Here is a 22,873-nt window from a genome sequence, read left to right on the forward strand (position 1 = left end):
ACCGATGTCCTTTCCCCTGCTGACAGCGACGGCGGCGGTCCCCGCGATCGGGGCGATCGTCACGGCCGCCGTGCCGGCCGCGCGGCGCACCGCCGCCAAGTGGCTGGCGCTGCTCTTCTCGCTCGCCACGCTCGCGCTCGCCGTCGCGATCCTGGTCCGCTTCGACCCGGACGGCGACCGTTACCAGCTCACCGAATCCCACTCCTGGATCAGGGAGTTCGGGGTCCGCTACGACCTGGGCGTGGACGGCATCGCGGTGGCCCTCATCGCGCTGACCGCGCTGCTGATCCCGTTCATCCTCCTCGCGGGCTGGCACGACGCCGACCCGCTGGAGACCGGCAGCAAGCGGTGGCGGCCCACCCAGGGCTTCTTCGCCCTGATCCTCGCCGTCGAGGCGATGGTGATCCTCTCCTTCGAGGCCACCGACGTCTTCCTGTTCTACATCTTCTTCGAAGCCATGCTCATCCCGATGTACTTCCTCATCGGCGGCTTCGGGGACCGTGCCCACGAGCACGGCGAGGAGGTGGCGTCCACCCAGCGTTCCTACGCCGCGGTGAAGTTCCTCCTCTACAACCTGGCCGGCGGCCTGATCATGCTGGCCGCGGTGATCGGTCTCTACGTGGTCGCGGGGTCCTTCTCGCTCCCCGAGATCGCCGAGGCCCGCGCCAACGGCTCGCTGGACATGGCGACCGACACCGAACGCTGGCTGTTCCTGGGCTTCTTCTTCGCCTTCGCGGTGAAGGCGCCCCTGTGGCCGCTGCACACCTGGCTGCCCAACGCCATGGGTGAGGCCACCGCCCCGGTCGCCGTGCTGATCACCGCGGTCGTCGACAAGGTCGGCACCTTCGCGATGCTCCGCTTCTGCCTCGGGCTGTTCCCGGAGGCGTCGAAGTGGGCGACGCCCGCCGTCCTCGTCCTCGCGCTGATCAGCATCATCTACGGCGCACTGCTCGCGGTCGGACAGCGCGACATCAAGCGACTGGTGGCGTACGCGTCGATCTCGCACTTCGGCTTCATCATCATGGGCATCTTCGCGATGACCAGCCAGGGCCAGTCGGGCGCGACGCTGTACATGGTCAACCACGGGATCTCGACGGCCGCGCTGATGCTGGTCGCCGGCTTCCTGATCTCCCGGCGCGGCTCGCGGCTCATCGCGGACTACGGCGGAGTGCAGAAGGTCGCCCCGGTGCTCGCCGGCACCTTCCTGATCGGCGGCCTCGCGACGCTGTCGCTGCCCGGACTCGCCCCGTTCGTCAGTGAGTTCCTGGTCCTGGTCGGGACGTACACGCGCTATCCGGTGGTCGGCATCATCGCCACCTTCGGCATCGTGCTCGCCGCGCTGTACACCCTCGTCCTGTACCAGCGGACGATGACCGGCCCGGTGAAGCCCGAGGTCTCCTCGATGCCCGACCTGCGGGTGCGTGAACTCGCCGTGGTCGCCCCGCTGGTCGTACTGCTGATCTTCCTGGGCGTCTACCCGAAGCCCGTCACGGACATCGTGAACCCGGCGGTCGAGCAGACCCTGTCCGACGTACAGAAGAAGGACCCCCAGCCCGAGGTGGAGGCGGCCAAGTGAGCGCATCAGCCGTCCACAGCCTGTGGACAACCGCGGCCGACCCGATCTCGAAGATCGACGCGCCGAAGATCGAATACGGACAGCTGTCGCCCGTCCTGATCGTCGTCGGCGCGGCGATCCTGGGTGTGCTCGTCGAGGCGGCCGTCCCGCGCAAGGCGCGCTACCACGCGCAACTGTTCCTCTCCGCCGTCGCGTTGACCGCCGCCTTCGCCGCGGTGGTCGCGCTCGCGGCCGACGGATACGGCACCACCAAGGCGGGCATCGCGGCGATGGGCGCCATCGCCGTCGACGGCCCCGCCCTCTTCCTCCAGGGCACGATCCTGCTCGCCGGACTCGTCGGCCTGTTCACCTTCGCCGAACGGCGGCTGGACCCGGAGGCGCACGGCAACCGGGTCGACTCCTTCGCCGCGCAGGCCGCCTCCGTACCGGGCAGCGACGGCGAGAAGGCCGCGGTGAAAGCCGGGTTCACCACCACCGAGGTGTTCCCGCTGCTGCTCTTCGCCGTCGCCGGCATGCTGGTCTTCCCGGCCGCCAACGACCTGCTGACGCTCTTCATCGCGCTGGAGGTCTTCTCGCTGCCGCTGTACCTGATGTGCGCCCTGGCCCGCCGCAAGCGGCTGCTGTCGCAGGAAGCGGCGGTGAAGTACTTCCTGCTCGGCGCCTTCGCCTCCGCGTTCACCCTGTTCGGCATCGCCCTGCTGTACGGCTACGCCGGCTCGGTGTCGTACGCGACGATCGCGCAGGTCGTCGACGGCACCCTCACCAGCGTCGACCCGGCCCTCGCCGACACCATGGGCAATGACGCGCTGCTGCTCATCGGCACCGCGCTGCTGGTCATGGGCCTGCTGTTCAAGGTCGGCGCCGTCCCGTTCCACATGTGGACGCCGGACGTGTACCAGGGCGCGCCGACCCCGGTGACCGGTTTCATGGCGGCGGCGACCAAGGTGGCGGCCTTCGGCGCGCTGCTGCGCGTGCTGTACGTGGTGCTGCCGGGGCTGCGCTGGGACTGGCGGCCGGTGATGTGGGCCGTCGCGATCATCACCATGCTGGGCGGCGCCATCGTCGCGATCACGCAGACCGACATCAAGCGGCTGCTGGCGTACTCGTCGATCGCGCACGCGGGCTTCATCCTCGCCGGTGTCATCGCGACCACGCCGGAGGGTGTCTCCTCGGTCCTCTTCTACCTGGCGGCCTACTCCTTCGTGACGATCGGCGCCTTCGCGGTGGTCACGCTGGTCCGGGACGCCGGGGGCGAGGCGACGCACCTGTCCAAGTGGGCGGGGCTCGGCCGCAGGTCGCCGCTGGTGGCTGCCGTGTTCGCGGTGTTCCTGCTGGCCTTCGCGGGTATTCCGCTGACCTCCGGGTTCACGGGCAAGTTCGCCGTGTTCAAGGCGGCCGCCGAGGGCGGAGCGGCCCCGCTGGTCGTGGTCGGTGTGATCTCGTCGGCGATCGCGGCGTTCTTCTACATCCGCGTCATCGTGCTGATGTTCTTCAGCGAGCCGCGGCCCGAGGGGCCGACGGTCGCCGTGCCGTCGCCGCTGACGATGACGGCGATCGGGTTCGGGGTCGCGGTCACGCTGGTGCTCGGTGTGGCGCCGCAGTACTTCCTGGACCTGGCTGGGCAGGCGGGCGTGTTCGTGCGCTGAATCCCGTCAGGGCCCAAGGCCGCCCGGCACCCCGCTCTCGGGGTGCCGGGCGGCTTCGTCTTCCGGGGACGCACGGACGGCGGTCTCCGCCCGCCGTCCGTGCGGAACGGTTCGATTCCGACCCGGGGCAGCCTGTGGATAACTCCGTCGCTGTCGGTGCGGGCACCTATCGTGGACGCAGTGGTCGAGGAGCGACGTACGGGGGCACGGCGATGGGTGGGACGGGCGGGATCGGTGGCATGACAGCGGTAGCCGAGAGCAGCGAGGCGCTGACCACGCTCCACAAGGTCTTCGGGTACGAGACCTTCCGGGGCGAGCAGCAAGCGGTCATCGAGCACGTGGTGGCCGGCGGTGACGCCGTCGTGCTCATGCCGACCGGCGGCGGAAAGTCCCTGTGCTATCAGATTCCGTCCCTGGTCAGACCGGGTACGGGCATCGTGGTCTCGCCGCTGATCGCACTGATGCAGGACCAGGTGGACGCGCTGCGGGCACTCGGTGTGCGGGCCGGGTTCATCAACTCCACGCAGGACTTCGACGAACGCCGGCTGGTGGAGGCCGAGTACGTCGCCGGTGAGCTGGACCTGCTGTACCTCGCGCCGGAGCGGCTGCGCCTGGAGTCCACGCTGGAGCTGCTCTCCCGCGGCAGGGTCTCGGTGTTCGCGATCGACGAGGCGCACTGCGTCTCCCAGTGGGGCCACGACTTCCGCCCCGACTATCTCGCCCTGTCCCTGCTCGGCGAGCGCTGGCCGGACGTGCCGCGGATCGCGCTCACGGCGACCGCCACCCGCGCCACGCACCGGGAGATCACCCAGCGGCTGAACATGCCGGCGGCCCGCCACTTCGAGGCGAGCTTCGACCGGCCCAACATCCAGTACCGCATCGTGCCGAAGGCCGACCCCAAGAAGCAGCTGCTGAACTTCCTGCGCGAGGAGCACGCCGGGGACGCGGGCATCGTGTACTGCCTGTCCCGCAACTCCGTGGAGAGGACCGCGGAGTACCTCAGCTCCCACGGCATCGAGGCGGTCCCGTACCACGCGGGGCTGGACGCGCGGACCCGCGCGGCGCACCAGTCCCGGTTCCTGCGCGAGGACGGCCTGGTCGTGGTGGCCACGATCGCCTTCGGCATGGGCATCGACAAGCCGGACGTTCGGTTCGTCGCACACCTCGACCTGCCCAAGTCGGTCGAGGGCTACTACCAGGAGACGGGCCGCGCGGGCCGGGACGGGCTGCCGTCCACGGCGTGGATGGCCTACGGCCTCAACGACGTCATACAGCAGCGCAAGCTGATCCAGTCCGGCGAGGGCGACGAGGCGTTCCAGCGGCGGGCGGCGGCCCATCTGGACGCGATGCTGGCGCTGTGCGAGACGGCGCAGTGCCGGCGCGGGCAGTTGCTCGTCTACTTCGGCCAGGAGCCCGACCCGTCCGGCTGCGGCAACTGCGACACCTGCCTGACCCCGCCCGAGACCTGGGACGGGACGGTCGCCGCGCAGAAGGCCCTGTCGACGGTGGTGCGGCTGCAGCGGGAGCGGGGGCAGAAGTTCGGGGCGGTGCAGATCGTCGACATCCTGCTCGGCAAGCGCACCGCCAAGGTGATCCAGTTCGATCACGACCAGCTGTCCGTGTTCGGCATCGGCGAGGAGCTCAGCGAGGGCGAATGGCGCGGTGTCGTCCGCCAGTTGCTGGCCCAGGGGCTGCTGGCCGTGGAGGGCGAGTACGGCACGCTGGTGCTGACCGAGGCCAGCGGCGCGGTGCTGCGGCGCGAGCGGGAGGTGCCGCTGCGCAAGGAGCCGAAGAAGCCCACGGCCGCACGTTCGTCGTCGGGGTCCTCGGGCAAGGGCGAGCGGAAGGCGAAGGCCGCGGTGGCCGAGCTGCCGGAGTCGCTGCAGCCGGCCTTCGAGGCGCTGCGGGCCTGGCGGGCCGAGCGGGCCCGGGAACAGGGCGTGCCAGCGTATGTGATCTTCCACGACGCGACCCTGCGGGAGATCGTGACGGTCTGGCCCTCCTCGGTGCGGGACCTCGGGGGCGTCGGCGGAGTGGGGGAGAAGAAGCTGGCGACCTACGGCGAGGGCGTGATCGCCGTCCTGGCCGCTCTGGAGGGCACGGCGCCCGGTGACGCGGCTTCCGGCGATACGGCGCCCGGTGACACCGCGCCCGCGGCATCCGAGGCTCCGGCCCCGGCGGCATCCAGAGCTCCGGCCGCGGCGGCGTCCAGAGCTCCGGCCGCGGATCCGGCCGACGACCTCTGGCCGGAGCAGGACACCGAGCCGGAGTTCGATCCGGGTCCGGAGGACTGGGCGTAGGCCGGTCGCCGGCTGGGCGTAGGCCGGTCGACGGCGGTTGCTCGCGGCCCTGGTCGAGTCCCTAGCTCAGGGCGGTCAGGCCCGGGGCGAAGGTGATCAGGAGGGGCAGCAGCGGGACCAGTGCCGCCGCCGCCGTGGTCAGGGCCCTGCGGTGGCGGGTCAGCCGGGGCGGGGGTGCCAGGAGCCGGTCCACGCGCTCGCCCAGCAGACGGCGGCTGGAGGCGCAGGAGAGGACGCCCCGGTGCTGGTTCAGCTCGATCAGCGCCAGTGCCGTGGTCAGGTGACCGCAGCGGCGGGAGGCGGTGTCGTCGGCGGCCAGCTCGACCAGGCGGTGGGTCTGGTCGCAGAAGTGGGTGAACAGCGGAACGCGGGGGAAGCCGGTGGCCAGTGCGGTGGAGAGGTGCAGCAGCCAGTCGTGGTGGGCCCGGGCGTGGCCGCGCTCGTGGGTGAGGACGGCGTCCAGCTGGTGGTCGGTCAGCCGGTGCAGGGCACCCGTGGTGACGATCAGCTGGGGCGGGCTGCCCGGCATCCACCAGGCGTCCGGGTACTCGTCCTCCAGCACCAGCAGGGGGCCGCGGGCCGGGGGCAGACCGGCGGGCAGGTCCGGGGCGCGCTCCCGCAGGTGCGCCCTGGCCAGGCCGCGGCCGCGGCGGGCCTCGACCAGCTCCCGCCCGAGCATCGCCGTCGTCCAGGCGGCGCCGCAGGCAAGCAGCAGGGTGAGGCCGGCCGCCCACGGCGGCGCCGCCGAGAGGTCGTACGCCGCGGTCACCGCGGGCGGCGCGGGTGCGAAGACATGGTCGCGGACGGTGTGGAAGACGGCGGCGGCGCCCAGCACCAGGGCCGTCAGACAGCACAGCAGCACGGTGGCGACCAGGCACTGCCACACCCACAGACCGACCACCGGTTCCCGTTCCGGCCAGGCGGCCCGGGTCAGGGAACGCGGTACCGGCACGGCGGCCGTCAGTGCGACGGCGCTCAGCAGGAGCAGGCAGACGGTCATGCCACGGGCTCCGGATCCTGGTCGGGACGAGGACGGCTGCGGGGCGGGAGTGCGCGGGCGGCGCGGAGCCGTACCGCGCGTACCCGTCCGCCGCCCAGTATGACGGCGGCGGGCGGGTACGCGGCAGGGTCCGGAGACCACAGGACGCCCGGCGGGACGAGTCCGGGGAGTCGGCCACGAGCTTCAACTCCCCGAGTGCCGGCGGCTCTTCACCGCCGGGCGGTCGTGGCAGGCCCGACGGTCAGCCGGAGACCACGCGGCCGGTGACCTCGCCGAGCCCCACCCGGGACCCGTCGGCGCCCGGTGCCCACGCCGAGAGGGTCACCACGTCGCCGTCCTCCAGGAAGGTCCGCTTGCCGTCGGGGAGTTCGAGGACGTCGCGGCCGTTCCAGGTCAGCTCCAGCAGCGAGCCGCGCTCGCGTTCGGCCGGGCCGCTGACGGTGCCGGAGCCGTAGAGGTCGCCGGTGCGCAGGGAGGCGCCGTTGACCGTCATGTGGGCCAGCTGCTGGGCGGCCGTCCAGTACATGGTGGAGAAGGGGGGCTCGGAGATCACATGGCCGTTGAGGGAGACCGTGATGCGCAGGTCGTAGCCGCCGGGTTCCTCGGACGAGTCGTCCAGATAGGGCAGCAGTTCGTGGGTGCGCTCCGGCGGTGCCACGCGGGCCGCGTCCAGGGCGTCCAGCGGGGTGATCCACGCCGACACCGACGTGGCGAAGGACTTGCCGAGGAACGGGCCGAGGGGGACGTACTCCCAGGCCTGGACGTCCCGCGCGGACCAGTCGTTGAGCAGGCACAGGCCGAAGACGTGCTCACGGAAGTCGGCGAGCGCGACCGGGCTGCCCATCGCGGACGGCATGCCCACCACGAAGCCGACCTCCGCCTCGATGTCCAGGCGGACCGAGGGGCCGAAGACCGGGGCGGCGTCGGCGGGGGCCTTGCGCTGGCCGGACGGCCGTACGACGTCCGTGCCGGAGACCACGACCGTGCCGGAGCGGCCGTGGTAGCCGATCGGGAGGTGCTTCCAGTTCGGGGTGAGGGAGTCCTCCGCGTCCGGGCGGAACATCCGGCCCACGTTGCGGGCGTGGTTCTCGGACGCGTAGAAGTCGACGTAGTCCGCGACCTCGAAGGGGAGGTGCAGGGTCACCGTCGAGAGCGGATGGAACAGGGGTTCGATGGTCTCCCGGTGGGACGGGACCGTGACCCAGGCAGTCAGCGCGCGGCGCACGTCCGACCAGGCGGTGCGGCCGGCGGCCAGCAGCGCGCCGAGCGTGGGCCGGGCCAGCAGGGAGGCGTAGGGGGAGCCCAGTGCCAGCGCCGCCGCGCCCGCGTCGAGGACATGATCGCCGAGCCGTACGCCGACCCGCCGTCCGCTGTCGTCGCCGGGGACGGAGAAGACGCCGTAGGGAAGGTTGTGCGTGCCGAAGGGGTCGCCCTCGGGGACATCAAAGGGGGGCATGGGTGCTGCCTCACTCTCGTGCGTGCCACGGGTCCGTGTCGTCGCCGCCCACGTTACGGGTGCCCCAGCCGTCTTGGGCAGTGCGGACGGTGCGGCGCGATCAGTCGCCGAAGTGACCGGCCGACCGCTGCCACTCCAGGAAGCCCTCGATCAGCCCGGGCGGGTTGGCCGCCTCGGTGGCCTCGACCTCCCAGCCGGCGTTGTCCATGTCGAAGACGATCACGGGCAGCGGACGGCCGAAGACCTTCTCGATCCGCCCACTGTCGTGGAGGTGCCGGGCGAGGGCGATACAGGCGTCGTAGAAGTGCTCGATGAGCAGCTCGCTCGTGTCCTCATCGTCCGCATCCGCGGCATCGTCGTCCGCGGCATCGTCGTCCGAGTCCTCCTCGTGCCAGAGGCCGAGCTGCCTGACCTCGGCCTCGTACAGCGGGCCGCCGACCGGGTCCTCGGGCACGTTGCCGAGGGTCTCGAAGCCGTCGAGGAGCCAGTAGGCGTAGTTCCAGCGGGCCTCGCCGGGATCGTCCGGCGCGCGCTCCCGCTCGTACTGGCTCTCGGTGTTGTAGCCGATGGCGACGTAGGGGCGCCGGTAGTCGTAGTCGACGCGCCAGATACGGAAGGAGAGCGCGTAGATCTCGGGCCGCAGTTCCGCGGGGAAGCGCTCCAGGATGTGAGCGGCCGCGTGCCGCAGATGGGCGGTGAAGTCCGCACTCAGGTCCGTCACGCCATTCGCCCCCGTCGGTCGCCGTGTGACCTTCATTGCATCACGGGCCCCGTCCGTACCCCGTCCCGGACGAAAGCCCGAGAGGGGCAAGGGAGTTGGCGGGGGCGTGCGCGGCGGTGCCGGACGCCGGGGGCGTCCGGTCCGGGCTGAGTCGGGGGCGCGTCCTGTCCGTATTCTCTGATCATGGCCGCACCTCTCGCGTATTCACTGATCGCCACCGACCTGGACGGCACGCTGCTCCGGGGCGACGACACGCTCTCCGACCGGTCGTACGCCGCGCTCGCGCGGGTGGCGGAGTACGGCGCACGGCACTTGGTGGTGACCGGCCGCCCGGCGCCTCGGGTCCGGCCGCTCCTGGACGACCTGGGCAGTGGGGGGCTCGCGGTGTGCGGGCAGGGCGCGCAGGTGTACGACGCCGGCGCGGACCGTCTGCTGTGGTCGGTCACCCTGGACCGGGAGTTGGCGGAGACCGCGCTCGGCAAGATCGAGGCCGAGGTGGGACAGGTCTACGCGGCCGTCGACCAGGACGGCGTCGACGGGCTGACGCTGATCGAGCCCGGCTATCTGATGCCGCACCCCACCCTGCCCGCGGTGCGGGTCGGCCGCCGGGACGACCTGTGGTGCGAGCCGATCAGCAAGGTGCTGCTGCGCCATCCCGAGCTGTCCGACGACCAGTTGGCGTCGACGGCGCGCTCGGTGGTGGGGTCGCTGGCGACCGTCACGATGTCGGGCCCCGGGACCGTCGAACTCCAGCCGTGCGGCATCACCAAGGCGACGGGCCTGGCGCTGGCCGCCGAACACCTCGGTCTGGGACCGGCGCAGACCATCGCCTTCGGTGACATGCCCAACGACATCCCCATGTTCGACTGGGCGGCCCACGGGGTCGCGATGGCCAACGCCCACCCCGAACTCAAGGCGGTGGCCGACGAGATCACCACGTCGAACGAGGACGACGGCATCGCCGTCGTCCTCGAAAGACTCTTCCCCTAGGACCTGCTGTCGGCACGGACCCGGGGCGACAGTCGGTGCGGGCCGGGGGCGACTGTCCGTACGCGCCCGGAGGGGCCGTCAGTACGCGCCGAAGACGTTGTCGATCGAGCCGTACCGCTGGGCGGCGTAGTTGCAGGCGGCGGTGATGTTCGCGACCGGGTCGTACGAGTCCCACGAGGTACCGGCCACGTGGTAGGCCCGGAAGGTCGGGTCGATCACCTGGAGCAGGCCCTTGGAGGGGATGCCGGCGGCGGCGTTGGAGTCCCAGTTGTTGATCGCGTACTGGTTGCCCGAGGACTCCCGCATGATGTTGCGGTAGATGCCGTTGTAGCTGCCGGGGATGCCGTTCTGCGCCATGACCTGGAGGGACGCGCGGATCCAGCCGTCGAGGTTGTTGGTGTACCCGAGCGAGGTGGCCGTGGTCACGGTCGGGGTGGCCGCCGAGGCGGTGGTGGAGCCGATGAGCGGGAGCGCCAGTACGGCGGCTCCGGTGCCGATGACGGCGAGCTTGCGGGCGATACGGGTGCGGCGCTGGACGGCAGCAGACATGACGAGGTTCCTCTCCGGCGCCTGCGAGGTGAGCTGTCGGGTTCGGGCGGGAGCTGCCCGGCCGCGCACCACGATGGGAAACGCGACTGCACCCCGAGCCGTTCCGGCGCGTCCGAGGACGTCCGGTCCGGCGGCGTACCTGTGGGTCCCCCGCTCCTGCCGTACGAAGAAAAATCGGTGGAATCGGGCGGCGGCAGGATTCGGCGTCCGCCCGACAGGCCGGGAACGTATGCGAGAGCACATGTCCGAAACAAGTAGCGGATTCACATATCCAGAGGTTTGATCTTCAGTGGGGGGTGTGCGGTGATTGATCGTTTGCTATCGCCAATGCCCAACTCGCAAGCGGGGTGCGCGTTTCGGCGTGATCCCGTGAAGGGGCCGTGGAGAGATCTGCGTGAGTCAAGTCACGCGTGAGCGCAAGAGGTGGCAAATCGGGCAATAGGGCCAATGGGGCTTTATTGTCTGTCTGTTCGTGATGGGTGCCGCGGTCGGGCGGGCGGTCGCATGGGCGGTCACGCGGGCGGGGGTGTGAGCGTGGGTGTGGGCCGGGGTGGGAGTGACGGCGGGGGTGCTCCGGAGGGTGCGTCGATACAGCGCCATTCCGGACGAAATCCACTACATGCACCTAAGTCGATCGATAGCAGGTCTTATCAGGTGATCAAAAAACATGGTCGCCATGATCCGATACAGCCTGTCGTGGACCGGCGGGCGGCATCGGTGATCGAAACCTGACCGGATACGCTGACTTGGAGTGAAGGCAGCGACCTATCGACAAACCGCGTAATCGCCAGTAGACACCAGCAGACAGGAGACCCCTCGTGACCGTCGTCGGGCCGTTCGGGCTGAGCGTGCGGGACCAGGCTCTGGAAGCCGATGTCCAGGCCGGGATGGCGGCTGTCGAGGAGGGACTGCTCGAGGCCACCAAGAGCGAGGTCCCCTTCATCACCGAGGCCGCCCAGCATCTCGTGCGCGCGGGCGGGAAGCGGTTCCGCCCGCTGCTCGTGATGCTCGCGGCGCAGTTCGGTGACCCGTACGCGCCGGGGATCGTGCCGTCCGCCGTGGTGGTGGAGCTGACCCACCTGGCGACGCTGTACCACGACGACGTGATGGACGAGGCCGACGTCCGGCGCGGGGTGGACAGCGCGAACACCCGCTGGGGCAACTCGGTCGCCGTCCTGACGGGTGACTTCCTCTTCGCCCGCGCCTCGCACATCCTCGCCGACCTCGGGCCGGAGGCCGTCCGGGTGCAGGCCGAGGCGTTCGAGCGGCTGGTCACCGGGCAGATCCTGGAGACGGCGGGTCCGCAGGACGGGCGCGACCCGGTCGGCCACTACCTCGACGTGCTGGCCGGCAAGACGGGCTCGCTGGTGGCCGTGTCCTGCCGCTTCGGCGCCATGATGTCGGGCGCCGACGAGACGGTCGTGGACGTGCTCACGCAGTACGGCGAGCGGCTCGGGGTCGCCTTCCAGCTCGCCGACGACGTGCTGGACATCGCCTCCGACTCGCACGAGTCCGGCAAGACCCCGGGCACGGACCTGCGCGAGGGCATCGCGACGCTGCCGGTGCTGCGGCTGCGCGAGCGGGCGGAGCGGCTGGGCCTCGCCGAGGACATCGCCCTCTGCGAGCTGCTGGACTCCGACCTCACCGACGACGCCCGGCACGCCGAGGCGCTCGCCGCGCTGCGGGCGCACCCGGCGCTGGAGCAGGCCCGCCGCGACACCGTGCGCTACGCGCAGGACGCGCGCGCCGCCCTGGCGCCGCTGACCGAGTGCGACGCGAAGGCCTCCCTCATGGAGCTGTGCGACGCGGTGGTCCACCGGGCGGGCTGACCGCCGACGTAACCTGCACGCGCCGACGCCCGCACGTAGGCGCCGGCGCCCACACGTACGCCCCGGCGCCCACACGTACGCCCCGACGCCCACACGTATGCCCCGACGCCCGCACGTACGCGCCGACGCCACCCGTACGCCACTTCCCCGGCCCGGAGCCGCCGCGATCACCTGCGCCCCGCCGTGCCCCGCCGTGCCCCGCCGTGCCCCGCCCGACCACGGCTGCCGGAGTCACCGCCTCCGCTTCCGGGCGTCCCGGAGCGGTGTCCGCCGCGACCCCTACGGGTCGGGGGAGGCGCCGCCCGCTCATGTCATACCGCAGGTGTACACGGAGTTGAGCCCGCGGTCTGACGCTTCGTCGCAGCCGATTTGGTCAGATGGTGACAACGGAAAACACCACTCCTCACCGATTCGGGTGAGAATGGCGGCTACGGGCTGGACGCACGGGAGTTGGCAGGCCGCCGCCGACGACGGAGGTAAGGCACACATGGCACCGTACGGATCCGACGACAGCACCACCGGGGACGAGACCGACGACCTGCGCTCAGGGCGACGCAAGGCCGCGCGGTACGTCGTCCCCGTCGCGGTGATGGGCGTGGCGGCGGCGACCATCGGTCTCGTCCCGGCCCTCGCCGACTCCGGCGACCCGGACCTGCCGGAGATCAGCGCGCAGCGGCTCATCGAGAAGATCGCCGAGTCCGACGTACAGCAGCTGTCCGGGACGGTGCGGATCAACACCGATCTGGGCCTGCCCGACCTCGGCGGGCTCGGGGGCTCGCTGGCGTCCGGTGCGACGGGGTCCGGCGACGGTTCGGCCGCCGACCCGTCGGCCAAGCTCACCGAACTGGTCTCCGGCAGCCACACGCTGCGCGTCGCGGCCGACGGCCCGGACCGGCAGAAGCTCTCCCTGCTGGAGGACGCCGCCGAGTACAGCCTCATCCACAACGGCAAGGACGTCTGGGGCTACGACAGCGCCTCCAACGAGGTCTTCCACGCCACCGCCGAGGAGAGCGAGAAGTCGCGCGAGGAGGTCCCGGCGACGCCCAAGGGCCTCACGGAGGAGGCCCTGAAGGCGGTCGACGACACGACGTCCGTCACCGTCGACGGCACCGCGCACGTCGCGGGCCGCGACGCCTACCGCCTGGTCATCAAGCCCAAGCAGTCCGGCACCACGGTCGGTCAGATCACCGTCGCGGTGGACGCCGGGACCGGGATGCCGCTGAAGTTCACGCTGACCCCGTCGAGCGGCGGCGCAGCCGTGGTGGACGTGGGCTTCACCCAGGTCAGCTTCGCCAAGCCGGCCGCGTCGACCTTCGACTTCACCCCGCCCAAGGGCGCGAACGTCACCGAGGAGGGCGAGTTCGAGGCCCCGGCCGAGCACTCCGAGGCGCCCGGTTCCAAGGCTCCCGAGCGGGCCGAGGAGGCTGAGCCGGAGATCATCGGCGAGGGCTGGAACTCCATCGCCGTACTGGACACCGGCGGCGAGGGCATCCCCTCCGGCTCCGAGGTCGGCGGTGACCTCGGCGGGTTCATGGACTCCCTCGGGGACAAGGTGAAGGGCGAGTTCGGCGAGGGCACCGTCTTCAAGACGCGCCTGGTCAACGCGCTGATCACCGAGGACGGCACGGTGTACGTCGGCGCGGTCACCAAGGACGCGCTGGTCAAGGCCGCCGACGGCAGGTAGTAAGGCACCCATGACAGAGACGTCCGCCGCGGAGCCGGCGCCCGAGCAGTCTCGCGCGGGTGACGGAGTGATCGTCACCCGTGCGCTCACCAAGCGCTACCGCGGCGGACAACTCGCCGTCGACGGCCTCGATCTGACCGTCCCGGCGGGCAGCGTCTTCGGCTTCCTGGGCCCCAACGGCTCCGGCAAGACCACCACGATCCGCATGCTGATGGGCCTGATCGAACCCACCTCCGGGACCGCCCGGGTGCTCGGCCGCCCCATGCCCCGCGCCACCCGGTCGGTCCTGCCGCACGTCGGCGCCCTGATCGAGGGCCCCGCCCTCTACGGCTTCCTCTCCGGCCGCGACAACCTCCTGCGCTACGACGCCGCCGACCCGACCGCCGACCCCCGCACCCGCGGCCGGCGGGTCGCGGCGGCGCTGGACCGGGTGGGCCTGACGGCCGCCGCCGGCAAGAAGGCCAAGGCGTACTCGCTCGGTATGAAACAGCGCCTGGGCCTGGCCTCCGCGCTGCTCCAGCCGCGCCGGCTGCTGGTGCTGGACGAGCCGACCAACGGCCTCGACCCGCAGGGCATGCGGGAGATCCGCTCCCTGATACGCGAGCTGGCCTCCGACGGCACGACCGTCTTCCTCTCCTCCCACCTCCTCGACGAGATCGAACAGGTGTGCACGCATGTCGCCGTGATGACCCAGGGGCGACTCGTCACCCAGGGCGCGGTCGGCGACCTGGCGGCCGGGATGCGCGGCCGGCTCGCCGTGACCACGCCCGACACCGCGGACGCCGCCCGGGTGCTGAAGGAACAGGGCGCGGCCGACGTCGTGGTCACCGAGGACCGGGTGACCGCCGAGCCGCCCGACCGCGATCCCGCGGAACTCAACGCCGCCCTGGTGACCGCGGGCGTCCGCGTCCGCGGCTTCGGCGTGGAGCGGGCGTCGCTGGAGGACGCGTTCGTGGCACTGACCGGAGAGGGCTTCGATGTCGCACGCTGAACTCGTCCGCCCGGCGAGCCCGTTGTGGACGCTCGGCCTTCTGCGCAGCGAGCTGCGCACGACGCTGATCCGCTGGCGCACGCTCGCCCTGCTGGGGGTGCTGGCCGCCGTACCGGTCCTGGTCGGCATCGCCGTCAAGATCGAGACCGGCGACGGCGGCTCGGCGGGCGGGGGAGGCGGCGAGGGGCCCGCGTTCATCTCGCAGATCACCAACAACGGCCTGTTCCTGGTGTTCACCGCGCTCGCCGCCACCCTGCCGTTCTTCCTGCCGATGGCCGTCGGGGTCGTCGCGGGCGACGCCGTCGCCGGCGAGGCCAACGCGGGCACCCTGCGCTACCTCCTGGTCGCCCCCGCCGGCCGCACCCGACTGCTGCTCACCAAGTACGCGACCACCATGGCCTTCTGCCTCCTGGCCACGCTGGTGGTCGCGGTCTCGGCGCTGACGGTCGGCGCGCTGCTCTTCCCGCTGGGGGAGCTGACGACGATCTCCGGGACCCGGATCAGCTTCACCGAGGGCCTCGGCCGCGCCCTGCTGATCGCCCTGGTCGTCGCCGCGTCACTGACCGGGGTCGCGGCCCTCGGCCTGTTCGTCTCGACCCTGACCAACAGCGGCATCGCTGCGATGGCGACGACGGTGGGCCTGCTGATCACCGTGCAGATCCTCGACCAGATCCCCCAGCTGCACGCGATCCACCCGTACCTCTTCTCGCACTACTGGCTGTCCTTCGCCGACCTGATGCGCGACCCGGTCCACTGGGACGACCTGGTCAGGAACCTCGGCCTCCAGGCCCTGTACGCCGGGGTGTTCGGCTCGGCGGCCTGGGCGCGGTTCATGGCGAAGGACATCACCGCCTGAGCCGTCAGCCCTCGTGCGGGAACCGCGCGAGGGGCGTCTCGCCCTGGAAGAACGTCTTCGCCCGGGCCAGCGCGTCGGTGTCGTCCAGTACGTCGCCGGGCTTGCTGCCGTTGCCGAGCAGCACCCCGCCGAAGCGCATCCCCAGATAGGCGGCCGAGTTGTTGAGCGTGCCGACCAGGGGGTCGGCGACGGCCGGTTCGTCGTCGGCGAGGGCGGTGACGCCCCAGAGCGTGCGCCCGGCCATCGTCGCCTTGAAGTCGACGCCGGGGGTGCGCAGCCAGCCGGACCAGTAGTCCAGGTAGCGCTTGGTGTGGGCGGAGACCGAGTACCAGTACAGCGGGGACGCGATCACGATGTCCGTCGCCGCGAGCGTGGCGTCGAGCAGCAGGGCGGTGTCGCCCTCCGTCGCGCGGACGTGGTCGCTGTCGTGGCGCAGGTCCTCGAAGTCGGGGAGCGGGTGCGCGGAGAGATCGATCCACTGCTGCTCGACTTCCTCGGGCAACTGTTCGGCGGCGCGGCGGGCGAGCAGTTCGGTGTTGCCGTCGGGGCGGCTGCTGCCGAGGACGAACAGGAAGCGGCGGGTCATGGGTCCCCCAGGGATGCGAATGGTCGGCGTACGCGAACAAACTGCATCTGCATTATATGCGTGCGCAAGCATTTGTCGAGCGTCGGCGAGGTACGGGAGAGGGCGCGGAGTCGTGAGGTGAGGGTGTGACGAGGGGTGGGGTCCTGGAACGAGGCTGTGACGCGCCGGTGACGCGTGGAACGGGCACCTGCGGAGACACTCGACCTCAGGAGTTGCCAGCGAGTGAGGAACCGATGACTCGACTCAGCCGTGCGCAGGAGCGGGAGCAGGGGGAGCAGGTTGAGCAGGGGGGACGGGGGCGACAGGCCGGGATCGCGCATCCCGTGGCCGTCGAGGACCCCGTGGGTCCCGCGTCGCCCGTGCCCGTGACGGCTCCCGCGGGCGCCCACGGTGCCGACCCGATCGAGGTCCGCGTTCCCGCGGGTGGCCCCGGCCGCGCCTCGGTGGGCGGTGTCCCGGTGGAGGCGGCCGCGGGGCAGGAGGTCCAGCAGGCGGTGCTGCGCCACCTGCACCGCCTGGCGCTCGCCGCCAGCCGCCCCGTGTTCGCGACGATCCAGGACGACCGGTCCGGGTACGCCGTACCGCTCAGGGTGAACCTGGACGGGTCGAGCGAACTGACCGGTGACCCGGTGGACACGACGGCTCCTGCGGGGGCGACGCTGGGGGAGGCGGCTCCCGCGGGGACCGCCCTGGCGGACGCGGCTCCTACGGACGCGACCCTGGCTGAAGCGGCTCCCGCGGGGGCGGTTCCCGGGGCGGTGGGCCTTGCGGCGACCGCGCTTGCGGAGACCACCCTGGCGGAAGCGGCCTCTGCGCAGGCGGCCCTCGCGGAGGCGCCTTCCCCGAAGGCGGGCCTTGCGGAGACGGCTCCTGCGCAGGCGGCTCCCGCGGCATCCGCCCCTCCGGAGTCATCGGCCCCCGCTCCCCGGGACAGCGGCCACACCCACCTCCTCCGCCCCCTGCCCGACTCCACGTCGGCCCTCGCGCCGTCGGCCGCCCCCGCCGCGGTCGCTCCGCCGTCAGCCGTGCCGAGCGCGGCGTCGGGGACGGTGGTCCCGCCCATCGGCGTGTTCGGGCCGCCCCCGGTGATGGACGCGTCCCCGCAGCCGATTTCCGGTGCCCGCCCCTACCCGGACGCCTACACGCGCCTGGGTGACGACGCCTACCCCCGGCCGACCGCGGAATCGCGCCCGGCATCCGAGGCTCGCCTGGCCTCCGATGCCCTCCCGACCGCCCAAGCCCGCCCAGCCTCTGAGGCCCACCCGGCCCCCCAAGCCCGCCCGACCGCCGATGCCCACCCGGGCGACGACGCCCGCCCTCACCCCGACGAGTCGACGCCCATGCCCATGCCGATGCCCATCCCGACCGCGATGCCTGCCGCCACCTCCGCCCTCGCCCCCACCCCCGTCTCAACCCGCACCGCCACGCCCGCCCCCAAGCCGCCCCCACGCATAGGCCCCGCCTACGTCACGGACCTGGACGCCGGTCCGAAGTTGCCGACGCCGCCCCGGGGCTTCGACGCAGTGGCCGAGGCGGTGCTCGGTGACGAGACCCCGCCGCGCGGTACCTCCCTCCTCGCGGAGCCGGTCGCCCGGCTCAACGAGGCGGTCCGGCAGGGCCGCACCCAGGAGGCGACGGAACTCGCGGAACGGACCGTCGCGCAGGCGACCGGGACGCTCGGCGCCGCCCACCCGGAGGTGCTGCGGCTCCGCGAGCTCAGCGCCTACATCGCCTACCTGGGCGGTGACCCGACGCGCGCCTTCGCCCTCTCCCTCGACCTGGCCCGGACGCACCACGGCGCCCGGGACGCGGAGTCGGCCTACGGCAACATCCTGAGCGCGGCGACAGCCTGGCGGGCCGTACGCGATCCCGAGGCGGGGCTCCGCCTGGGCCGGGACCTGATCGCGCTGTGGGCCGTACTCGTCGCGGAAGGCGGGCCGGCCGCCCAGGACGCCGAGCAGCTGGAGTCGGCCCATGCCCGCATGGACCGGCTCACCAAGCGGGCCGCCGGCCGCGCCTAGCGTCCGTTGTTAGAGCCCGGCAACCGCCGGGGCTCAGTGCACACAGAACTCGTTGCCCTCCGGATCCGCCATCACCACCCAGGATCCGGACGGCTCCGAGACCTCCCGCAGGACGCTCGCGCCCAGCTCTCTCAGCCGCCCGGCCTCGGCCTCCCGCTGCCCGGCAGGGGAGTGCAGATCGAGATGGAGCCGGTTCTTGACCGTCTTCTCCTCCGGCACCCGCTGGAACAGCAGCCGCCGCCCGAGGCCGGTCCCGCTGTCCTTGTCGTACGGGTCCTCGGGATGCCGTACGCCGACCAGGTCCCGGAAGGCGAGCCGGGCGTGGAACTCGACGGTGGCCTCGCGCGGCAGCGCGCCGAGCTCCAGCAGCCGTTCGATGAAGGCGCCGTTGTCCTCGACCTCGTAGCGCAGCGCGGCCGCCCAGAAGTCCGCCTGGGACTGCGGGTCGGCGCAGTCGACGACGAGCTTCCAGTGCAGCGGGGCGGGTGCTGATGCGGTTTCAGTGCTCTGCGTCATGCATCCACTTATAGCCGCTGCCACTGACAACGCCCCGTGACCAGGCGTGACGCGCAGTCACGCCCGGCTATGGCCTGGCGTCCACCACATCGGACCCCGAGGACCCCGAGGACCCCGATGGCCCCGATCCCGAAGCCACCTTGTCCGCGTCCCGTACGACGCCCCCGGTGGCGGTCGCGACGACCCCGCCGGTGCCGGTCGTGAGCGCGGCGCCGGCGCTGACCGTCTCGGCCCTGAGCGCCCGGGCGGCCCGGTGGGCGGAGCGCCAGGCGTCGGCGGTGAGCAGGGTCAGCGCCAGCCAGACCAGCGCGAACCCGGCCCAGCGCTCGGCGGGCATGGCCTCGTGGAAGTAGAGGATGCCCAGCAGGAACTGGAAGACGGGCGCCAGGTACTGCAGCAGACCCAGCGTGGACAGCGGCACGCGGATGGCCGCGGCTCCGAAGCAGACCAGCGGCAGCGCGGTGACGAGTCCGGTGGTGGCGAGGAGCGCCGCGTGCCCCGGACCCTCGGTGGTGAAGGTGGAGCCGCCGTCGGCCGACAGCCACAGCAGATAGGCCAGCGCGGGCAGGAACTGGATGGCGGTCTCGGCGGCCAGCGACTCCAGCCCGCCGAGGTTGACCGTCTTCTTCACCAGGCCGTAGGTGGCGAAGGAGAACGCCAGTACGAGCGAGATCCACGGCGGACGGCCGTAGCCGACGGTGAGGACCAGGACCGCGGCGAAGCCGACCCCGACGGCGGCCCACTGCACCGGACGCAGCCGTTCCTTCAGCAGCAGGACGCCCATCGCGATGGTGACCAGCGGGTTGATGAAGTAGCCGAGTGAGGCCTCGACGACCCGGTCGTTGTTCACGGCCCAGATGTAGACGCCCCAGTTCACGGCGATGACGGCCGAGGCGACCGCGATCAGCGCGAGGCGCTTCGGCTGCCGCAGCAGTTCGGCGGCCCACCGCCAGCGGCGTATCACCAGCAGGGCCAGCGCGACCGCGGCGAGCGACCACACCATCCGGTGGGCCAGCACCTCGAACGGGTCGGCGGGCTTGAGCAGCGGGAAGAACAGGGGGAACAGCCCCCACATCCCATAAGCCGCGAAGCCGTTCAGCAGTCCTATGTGCCGCTCGCCCTTCGGCTTCCCGCTCACGGGCCCTCCCTCTCGTCGTACTCGCCGGGAAGAAGGTAGCGCCGATCACCCTCGACTGTCATGCCCGTATCGCCATACGGTCATGACAGTCGAGGGTGATCGGCGGGAGAGGTGGTCAGCCCTTGACCGCGGCGGCCACGGCCTCGGCGAACGGGGTGGTCGGACGCCCGGCCAGCCGGGACAGATCGCCGGAGGAGATGACCAGCTCACCCTCGGCGATCGAGGCGTCGACACCCGCGAGGATCTCGGGGAACGGCGCGGGCATCCCGGAGCCGGCGAGGATGTCCCTCATGACCTCACCGGAGACGGCGTTGTAGGCGATCTCCCGGCCCGTCTGGCGCCCGACCTCCGCCGCGTACTCCGCGAAGCTCCACGCCTCGTCGCCGCCCAGCTCGTACGTCCGGTTCTCGTGCCCCTCGCCGGTGAGCACGGCGACGGCGGCCGCGGCGTAGTCGGCGCGCGAGGCGGAGGAGACCCGGCCCTCGCCGGCCGCGGAGACCACGGCGCCGTGCTCCAGCACGGGGGCGAGGTTCTCGGTGTAGTTCTCGTGGTACCAGCCGTTGCGCAGCAGCACGTAGGGGACGCCGGAGCCGGTGAGGGCCTCCTCGGTGCCGCGGTGGTCGTCGGCGAGCGCGGCCGTCAGGCTGCCCGGGGCGCTGGTGTAGGCGAGCAGGGCGACCCCGGCGGCCTTCGCGGCCCCGATGACCACCTTGTGCTGCTCGACACGGCCCTTGGCGAACTCGTTCCCGGAGATCAGCAGGACCTTGTCGCCGGCCGCGAACAGGCCGTCGAAGGTCTCGGGCGCGTTGTAGTCGGCGACCGCGATGTTCACGCCCCGCTCGGCGAGGTCGGCGGCCTTCTCCGGAGTGCGGACGACGGCGGTGACCTGGTCGGCCGGTACCCGGTCGAGCAGCTGCTCCAGCACATGGCGGCCCAGGTGTCCGGTGGCTCCGGTGACGACGATGCTCATGATGAAAACTCCTCGTGGGGTGGTCTGACACCAACCCTAGGAGGGGCACTAACTTCTGGAAAGTACCCACTTTGAAGTAAGGTACTGGCATGGCAGTAAGTGCTGATGAGCGGGAATGGCGAGCCGACGGCGAGACGATGTGCCCCTACCGGTTGGTGCTGGAGCATGTCACCAGCCGCTGGGGCGTACTCGTACTGATCAACCTCCTGGACAGTCCGCACCGCTTCAGCGAGCTGCGCCGGGCGATCGGCGGGGTCCGCCCGGTGAGCGAGAAGATGCTCACCCAGACCCTCCAGACCCTGGAACGGGACGGCATGGTCCACCGCGACGCCAAGCCCGTCATCCCACCCCGAGTCGACTACTCCCTGACCCCCCTCGGCCGCGAGGCGGCGGAACGGGTGCGAGGGCTGGCGGAGTGGACCCAGGTGCGGATGGGGGAGGTGCGGGAGGCCAGGGAGTCTTACGACGCGCGGAAGAAGGGCGCTGAACAGGGTTGATGCCTGCGGTCACACCCCGTGCAACGTATGGCGGAGGCGCTCGCCGGGCACATGACTGTCAGGGCGTTGGTTGACATGAGCGGTACGTCCTTCCATGCGCCCCCCTTCCGCCTCCCACGCCGACTTGAACTGCCCGGCATGCTGGGGGCGGGGCGTTTGTGCCCACCCGCGCGCCGGTCCTCGTGCCACCCATGAGCCAGCTGGCCGACGCCCGGACGCCTGACTCGGGGGTTCGCTTTGGTCACACAGAATCCGGATGCGCGAGGGAACGATTCAGCGGCGAACAAAAGGCATGTCTGGATGCGCTCTCCCTTTCGGCTCGCTTCCGGCCGTCGCCACCGGGAGCGGTTAGCGGAGGATCTGCTCCGTCAACTGACTTTCCTGGCCGAGGAGATCCGGCACGCAAATGTGATCCAGCTGCATCGCATCGCGACGGCCCAGTTGGAGCGCGCCCTGGCGGATCCCGACCTGGCGGAGGCCGGGAGCGCTCTGCCGGGTCTTTCGGAGCGGCACCGTCGGCAGGTGATCTACATCAACATGCAGTACAGCATGGCCGTGCTCAACCACCGTGTGGGTGCCATCGGGTGGGACGAACTCATGGGGTTCTTGAGGATCGTGTGCCGTACTTCGGCCTTCCCTGACTATTGGGAGATGACCCGCGAACACCGCCGGAGTCTGCCCAGTGAGTCCTTGGAGGCCAGGGTGGGCCGAGCCGTGGACGTGATCATGGACGGACTCAGGGACGATCCTGACGAGTGGTGGGTGGTCGCGGTTCCCGATGAGCCGTCATCCTGAAAGCGTTACCTCGCTCCGTAGGGTGAAAGCCTCCACCCCGGTGGCCTAACTTGATTTAATGCACGGTGACTTGGGGGGAGCCTAGCGCGGTTCTTCCGGACGTCCATGATCCGCCGTAGAAGAGGCCCGCGTTGCACAGCGAACCATCCGCCGTCCGTATTGTCCGCCGTCTCGGCGACTCGCCGCGCCAACGAGGAAGCCTCACCCAAGAGACCTGCCCCGACTTGTTCGAACTGAACGACGGAAGCTTCGCTGTCATCGGAACGGACCGCACCGAGGAGCTGGACGCCCTGCTCCCGGACGACGCCGCCAGGGCCGACTACGAGCGCATCGTCGTCATCACCCGTGACACCTTGCTGCGTGCCAAGCGGGACATCCCCGACGTCTGACACAGCGGGCCCGGACGGCTGCGAGCCGCGTCCGGGCCTTCTGCGTGTCCGTCAGCCGACCACCGTCCAGGTGTCGCCCCCCGCCAGCAGTGCCGCGAGGTCACCCTTGCCGTTCTGTTCGATGGCCGCGTCCAGCTGGTCGCCCATCTGGGTGTCGTAGACCGGCCGGTCGACGCTGCGGAAGACCCCGATCGGGGTGTGGTGCAGGGTGTCGGGGTCGGCGAGGCGGGACAGCGCGAAGGCGGTCGTGGGCGACGCGGAGTGGGCGTCGTGGACCAGGATCTCGGCCTCGTTGTCCGGGGTCACCGTGACGACCTCCAGGTCCCCCGTCGTCCGGTTGCGGACGACGCCCTTGGCGCCGTC

20 protein-coding genes, 1 pseudogene and 1 riboswitch are annotated in these 22,873 nt (G+C 71.3%); of the genes and pseudogenes, 12 read left to right on the plus strand and 9 right to left on the minus strand.

The features are described 5' to 3' along the window. Positions 1-4: 4 nt before the first annotated feature. The 3 genes from ABT296_RS31765 (at position 5) to recQ (ending at position 5,522) form a co-directional block, all read left to right on the plus strand. Positions 5-1,576, plus strand: a complete 1,572-nt coding sequence (locus ABT296_RS31765) for an NADH-quinone oxidoreductase subunit M (RefSeq protein WP_351932371.1) — start codon at positions 5-7, stop codon at positions 1,574-1,576. Continuing rightward, positions 1,573-3,222 (plus strand): NADH-quinone oxidoreductase subunit NuoN, encoded by a 1,650-nt coding sequence (nuoN, locus tag ABT296_RS31770; protein WP_351932372.1) that lies wholly within the window; start codon positions 1,573-1,575, stop codon positions 3,220-3,222. Before ABT296_RS31765 ends, nuoN begins: the two co-directional genes overlap by 4 nt. 212 nt (positions 3,223-3,434) lie before the next feature. Beyond that, entirely contained in the window at positions 3,435-5,522 is a 2,088-nt protein-coding gene (recQ, locus tag ABT296_RS31775; protein WP_351932373.1) for a DNA helicase RecQ, read from the plus strand. 61 nt (positions 5,523-5,583) lie between these two features. Here the strand turns inward: recQ and ABT296_RS31780 are convergent, their stop codons facing one another. The 3 genes from ABT296_RS31780 to ABT296_RS31790 all read right to left on the minus strand — a co-directional run bounded on the left by ABT296_RS31780 (position 5,584) and on the right by ABT296_RS31790 (position 8,699). Then, on the minus strand, positions 5,584-6,522 hold the full coding sequence (locus ABT296_RS31780) for a M56 family metallopeptidase (protein ID WP_351932374.1): 939 nt from the start codon (positions 6,520-6,522) through the stop codon (positions 5,584-5,586). Between the two features lie 241 nt (positions 6,523-6,763). Next, positions 6,764-7,978 (minus strand): fumarylacetoacetase, encoded by a 1,215-nt coding sequence (gene fahA, locus ABT296_RS31785; RefSeq protein WP_351932375.1) that lies wholly within the window; start codon positions 7,976-7,978, stop codon positions 6,764-6,766. A 100-nt stretch (positions 7,979-8,078) separates the two neighbouring features. Further along, positions 8,079-8,699: a hypothetical protein gene (locus ABT296_RS31790; protein WP_351932376.1), complete on the minus strand. Its 621-nt coding sequence runs from the start codon at positions 8,697-8,699 to the stop codon at positions 8,079-8,081. Between the two features lie 183 nt (positions 8,700-8,882). Here ABT296_RS31790 and ABT296_RS31795 point away from each other — a divergent pair, with 183 nt between their 5' ends. Next, positions 8,883-9,689 carry an HAD family hydrolase gene (locus ABT296_RS31795; protein WP_351932378.1) on the plus strand — a complete coding sequence of 269 codons (807 nt, stop codon included), beginning with the start codon at positions 8,883-8,885 and terminating at the stop codon, positions 9,687-9,689. 78 nt (positions 9,690-9,767) lie between these two features. Here the strand turns inward: ABT296_RS31795 and ABT296_RS31800 are convergent, their stop codons facing one another. Beyond that, positions 9,768-10,238: a transglycosylase SLT domain-containing protein gene (locus tag ABT296_RS31800; RefSeq protein ID WP_351932380.1), complete on the minus strand. Its 471-nt coding sequence runs from the start codon at positions 10,236-10,238 to the stop codon at positions 9,768-9,770. A 3-nt stretch (positions 10,239-10,241) separates the two neighbouring features. Then, positions 10,242-10,438: riboswitch (cyclic di-AMP (ydaO/yuaA leader) on the minus strand. 618 nt (positions 10,439-11,056) lie between these two features. Between ABT296_RS31800 and ABT296_RS31805 the strand changes: the two genes are divergently transcribed. The 4 genes from ABT296_RS31805 to ABT296_RS31820 all read left to right on the plus strand — a co-directional run bounded on the left by ABT296_RS31805 (position 11,057) and on the right by ABT296_RS31820 (position 15,598). Beyond that, on the plus strand, positions 11,057-12,067 hold the full coding sequence (locus ABT296_RS31805; protein ID WP_351932382.1) for a polyprenyl synthetase family protein: 1,011 nt from the start codon (positions 11,057-11,059) through the stop codon (positions 12,065-12,067). Between the two features lie 487 nt (positions 12,068-12,554). Further along, entirely contained in the window at positions 12,555-13,751 is a 1,197-nt protein-coding gene (locus ABT296_RS31810) for a LolA family protein (RefSeq protein WP_351932384.1), read from the plus strand. 10 nt (positions 13,752-13,761) lie between these two features. Next, positions 13,762-14,742: an ABC transporter ATP-binding protein gene (locus ABT296_RS31815; protein WP_351932386.1), complete on the plus strand. Its 981-nt coding sequence runs from the start codon at positions 13,762-13,764 to the stop codon at positions 14,740-14,742. Next, entirely contained in the window at positions 14,729-15,598 is an 870-nt protein-coding gene (locus tag ABT296_RS31820) for an ABC transporter permease (RefSeq protein ID WP_351932388.1), read from the plus strand. Before ABT296_RS31815 ends, ABT296_RS31820 begins: the two co-directional genes overlap by 14 nt. A 4-nt stretch (positions 15,599-15,602) precedes the next feature. On the opposite strand, the gene ABT296_RS31825 is transcribed toward ABT296_RS31820, so the two are convergent. After that, positions 15,603-16,184, minus strand: a complete 582-nt coding sequence (locus tag ABT296_RS31825; protein WP_351932390.1) for a flavodoxin family protein — start codon at positions 16,182-16,184, stop codon at positions 15,603-15,605. A 233-nt stretch (positions 16,185-16,417) separates the two neighbouring features. Between ABT296_RS31825 and ABT296_RS31830 the strand changes: the two genes are divergently transcribed. After that, on the plus strand, positions 16,418-18,205 hold the full coding sequence (locus ABT296_RS31830) for a hypothetical protein (protein WP_351932392.1): 1,788 nt from the start codon (positions 16,418-16,420) through the stop codon (positions 18,203-18,205). A 33-nt stretch (positions 18,206-18,238) separates the two neighbouring features. On the opposite strand, the gene ABT296_RS31835 is transcribed toward ABT296_RS31830, so the two are convergent. From ABT296_RS31835 to ABT296_RS31845, 3 genes are all read right to left on the minus strand, one after another. Next, entirely contained in the window at positions 18,239-18,721 is a 483-nt protein-coding gene (locus ABT296_RS31835) for a VOC family protein (RefSeq protein WP_351932394.1), read from the minus strand. Between the two features lie 67 nt (positions 18,722-18,788). Beyond that, positions 18,789-19,859 (minus strand): EamA family transporter RarD, encoded by a 1,071-nt coding sequence (gene rarD, locus ABT296_RS31840; RefSeq protein WP_351932396.1) that lies wholly within the window; start codon positions 19,857-19,859, stop codon positions 18,789-18,791. Positions 19,860-19,974: 115 nt separating this feature from the next. Then, a complete protein-coding gene (locus tag ABT296_RS31845) occupies positions 19,975-20,829 on the minus strand; it encodes an SDR family oxidoreductase (RefSeq protein ID WP_351932398.1) in 855 nt (284 codons plus the stop codon). Between the two features lie 89 nt (positions 20,830-20,918). On the opposite strand from ABT296_RS31845, the gene ABT296_RS31850 reads away from it, so the two are divergent. The 3 genes from ABT296_RS31850 to ABT296_RS31860 all read left to right on the plus strand — a co-directional run bounded on the left by ABT296_RS31850 (position 20,919) and on the right by ABT296_RS31860 (position 22,510). Next, positions 20,919-21,326, plus strand: coding sequence for a winged helix-turn-helix transcriptional regulator (locus ABT296_RS31850; protein WP_351932400.1), 408 nt, complete (start codon positions 20,919-20,921; stop codon positions 21,324-21,326). Positions 21,327-21,626: 300 nt separating this feature from the next. Then, entirely contained in the window at positions 21,627-22,121 is a 495-nt protein-coding gene (locus ABT296_RS31855) for a DUF6082 family protein (protein ID WP_351932402.1), read from the plus strand. Between the two features lie 131 nt (positions 22,122-22,252). Further along, positions 22,253-22,510 carry a hypothetical protein gene (locus ABT296_RS31860; protein ID WP_351932404.1) on the plus strand — a complete coding sequence of 86 codons (258 nt, stop codon included), beginning with the start codon at positions 22,253-22,255 and terminating at the stop codon, positions 22,508-22,510. A gap of 51 nt (positions 22,511-22,561) precedes the next feature. On the opposite strand, the pseudogene ABT296_RS31865 reads toward ABT296_RS31860, so the two are convergent. Beyond that, positions 22,562-22,873 (minus strand): annotated as a pseudogene (locus ABT296_RS31865) (2-oxoacid:ferredoxin oxidoreductase subunit beta); the annotation flags it as partial.

It is taken from the genome of Streptomyces sp. NPDC000983 (genome assembly GCF_040299205.1).
GTDB lineage: Bacteria > Actinomycetota > Actinomycetes > Streptomycetales > Streptomycetaceae > Streptomyces.

What these genes read in the sequence shown, in the direction of transcription:
- ABT296_RS31765 (WP_351932371.1), top strand. Translation starts at nt 5, where the DNA reads ATGTCCTTTCCCCTGCTGACAGCGACGGCGGCGGTCCCCGCGATCGGG.
- recQ (WP_351932373.1), top strand. Translation starts at nt 3,435, where the DNA reads ATGGGTGGGACGGGCGGGATCGGTGGCATGACAGCGGTAGCCGAGAGC.
- ABT296_RS31780 (WP_351932374.1), bottom strand. Translation starts at nt 6,522, where the DNA reads ATGACCGTCTGCCTGCTCCTGCTGAGCGCCGTCGCACTGACGGCCGCC.
- fahA (WP_351932375.1), bottom strand. Translation starts at nt 7,978, where the DNA reads ATGCCCCCCTTTGATGTCCCCGAGGGCGACCCCTTCGGCACGCACAAC.
- ABT296_RS31795 (WP_351932378.1), top strand. Translation starts at nt 8,883, where the DNA reads ATGGCCGCACCTCTCGCGTATTCACTGATCGCCACCGACCTGGACGGC.
- ABT296_RS31800 (WP_351932380.1), bottom strand. Translation starts at nt 10,238, where the DNA reads ATGTCTGCTGCCGTCCAGCGCCGCACCCGTATCGCCCGCAAGCTCGCC.
- ABT296_RS31810 (WP_351932384.1), top strand. Translation starts at nt 12,555, where the DNA reads ATGGCACCGTACGGATCCGACGACAGCACCACCGGGGACGAGACCGAC.
- ABT296_RS31815 (WP_351932386.1), top strand. Translation starts at nt 13,762, where the DNA reads ATGACAGAGACGTCCGCCGCGGAGCCGGCGCCCGAGCAGTCTCGCGCG.
- ABT296_RS31820 (WP_351932388.1), top strand. Translation starts at nt 14,729, where the DNA reads ATGTCGCACGCTGAACTCGTCCGCCCGGCGAGCCCGTTGTGGACGCTC.
- ABT296_RS31825 (WP_351932390.1), bottom strand. Translation starts at nt 16,184, where the DNA reads ATGACCCGCCGCTTCCTGTTCGTCCTCGGCAGCAGCCGCCCCGACGGC.
- ABT296_RS31830 (WP_351932392.1), top strand. Translation starts at nt 16,418, where the DNA reads ATGACTCGACTCAGCCGTGCGCAGGAGCGGGAGCAGGGGGAGCAGGTT.
- ABT296_RS31835 (WP_351932394.1), bottom strand. Translation starts at nt 18,721, where the DNA reads ATGACGCAGAGCACTGAAACCGCATCAGCACCCGCCCCGCTGCACTGG.
- ABT296_RS31845 (WP_351932398.1), bottom strand. Translation starts at nt 20,829, where the DNA reads ATGAGCATCGTCGTCACCGGAGCCACCGGACACCTGGGCCGCCATGTG.
- ABT296_RS31850 (WP_351932400.1), top strand. Translation starts at nt 20,919, where the DNA reads ATGGCAGTAAGTGCTGATGAGCGGGAATGGCGAGCCGACGGCGAGACG.
- ABT296_RS31855 (WP_351932402.1), top strand. Translation starts at nt 21,627, where the DNA reads ATGCGCTCTCCCTTTCGGCTCGCTTCCGGCCGTCGCCACCGGGAGCGG.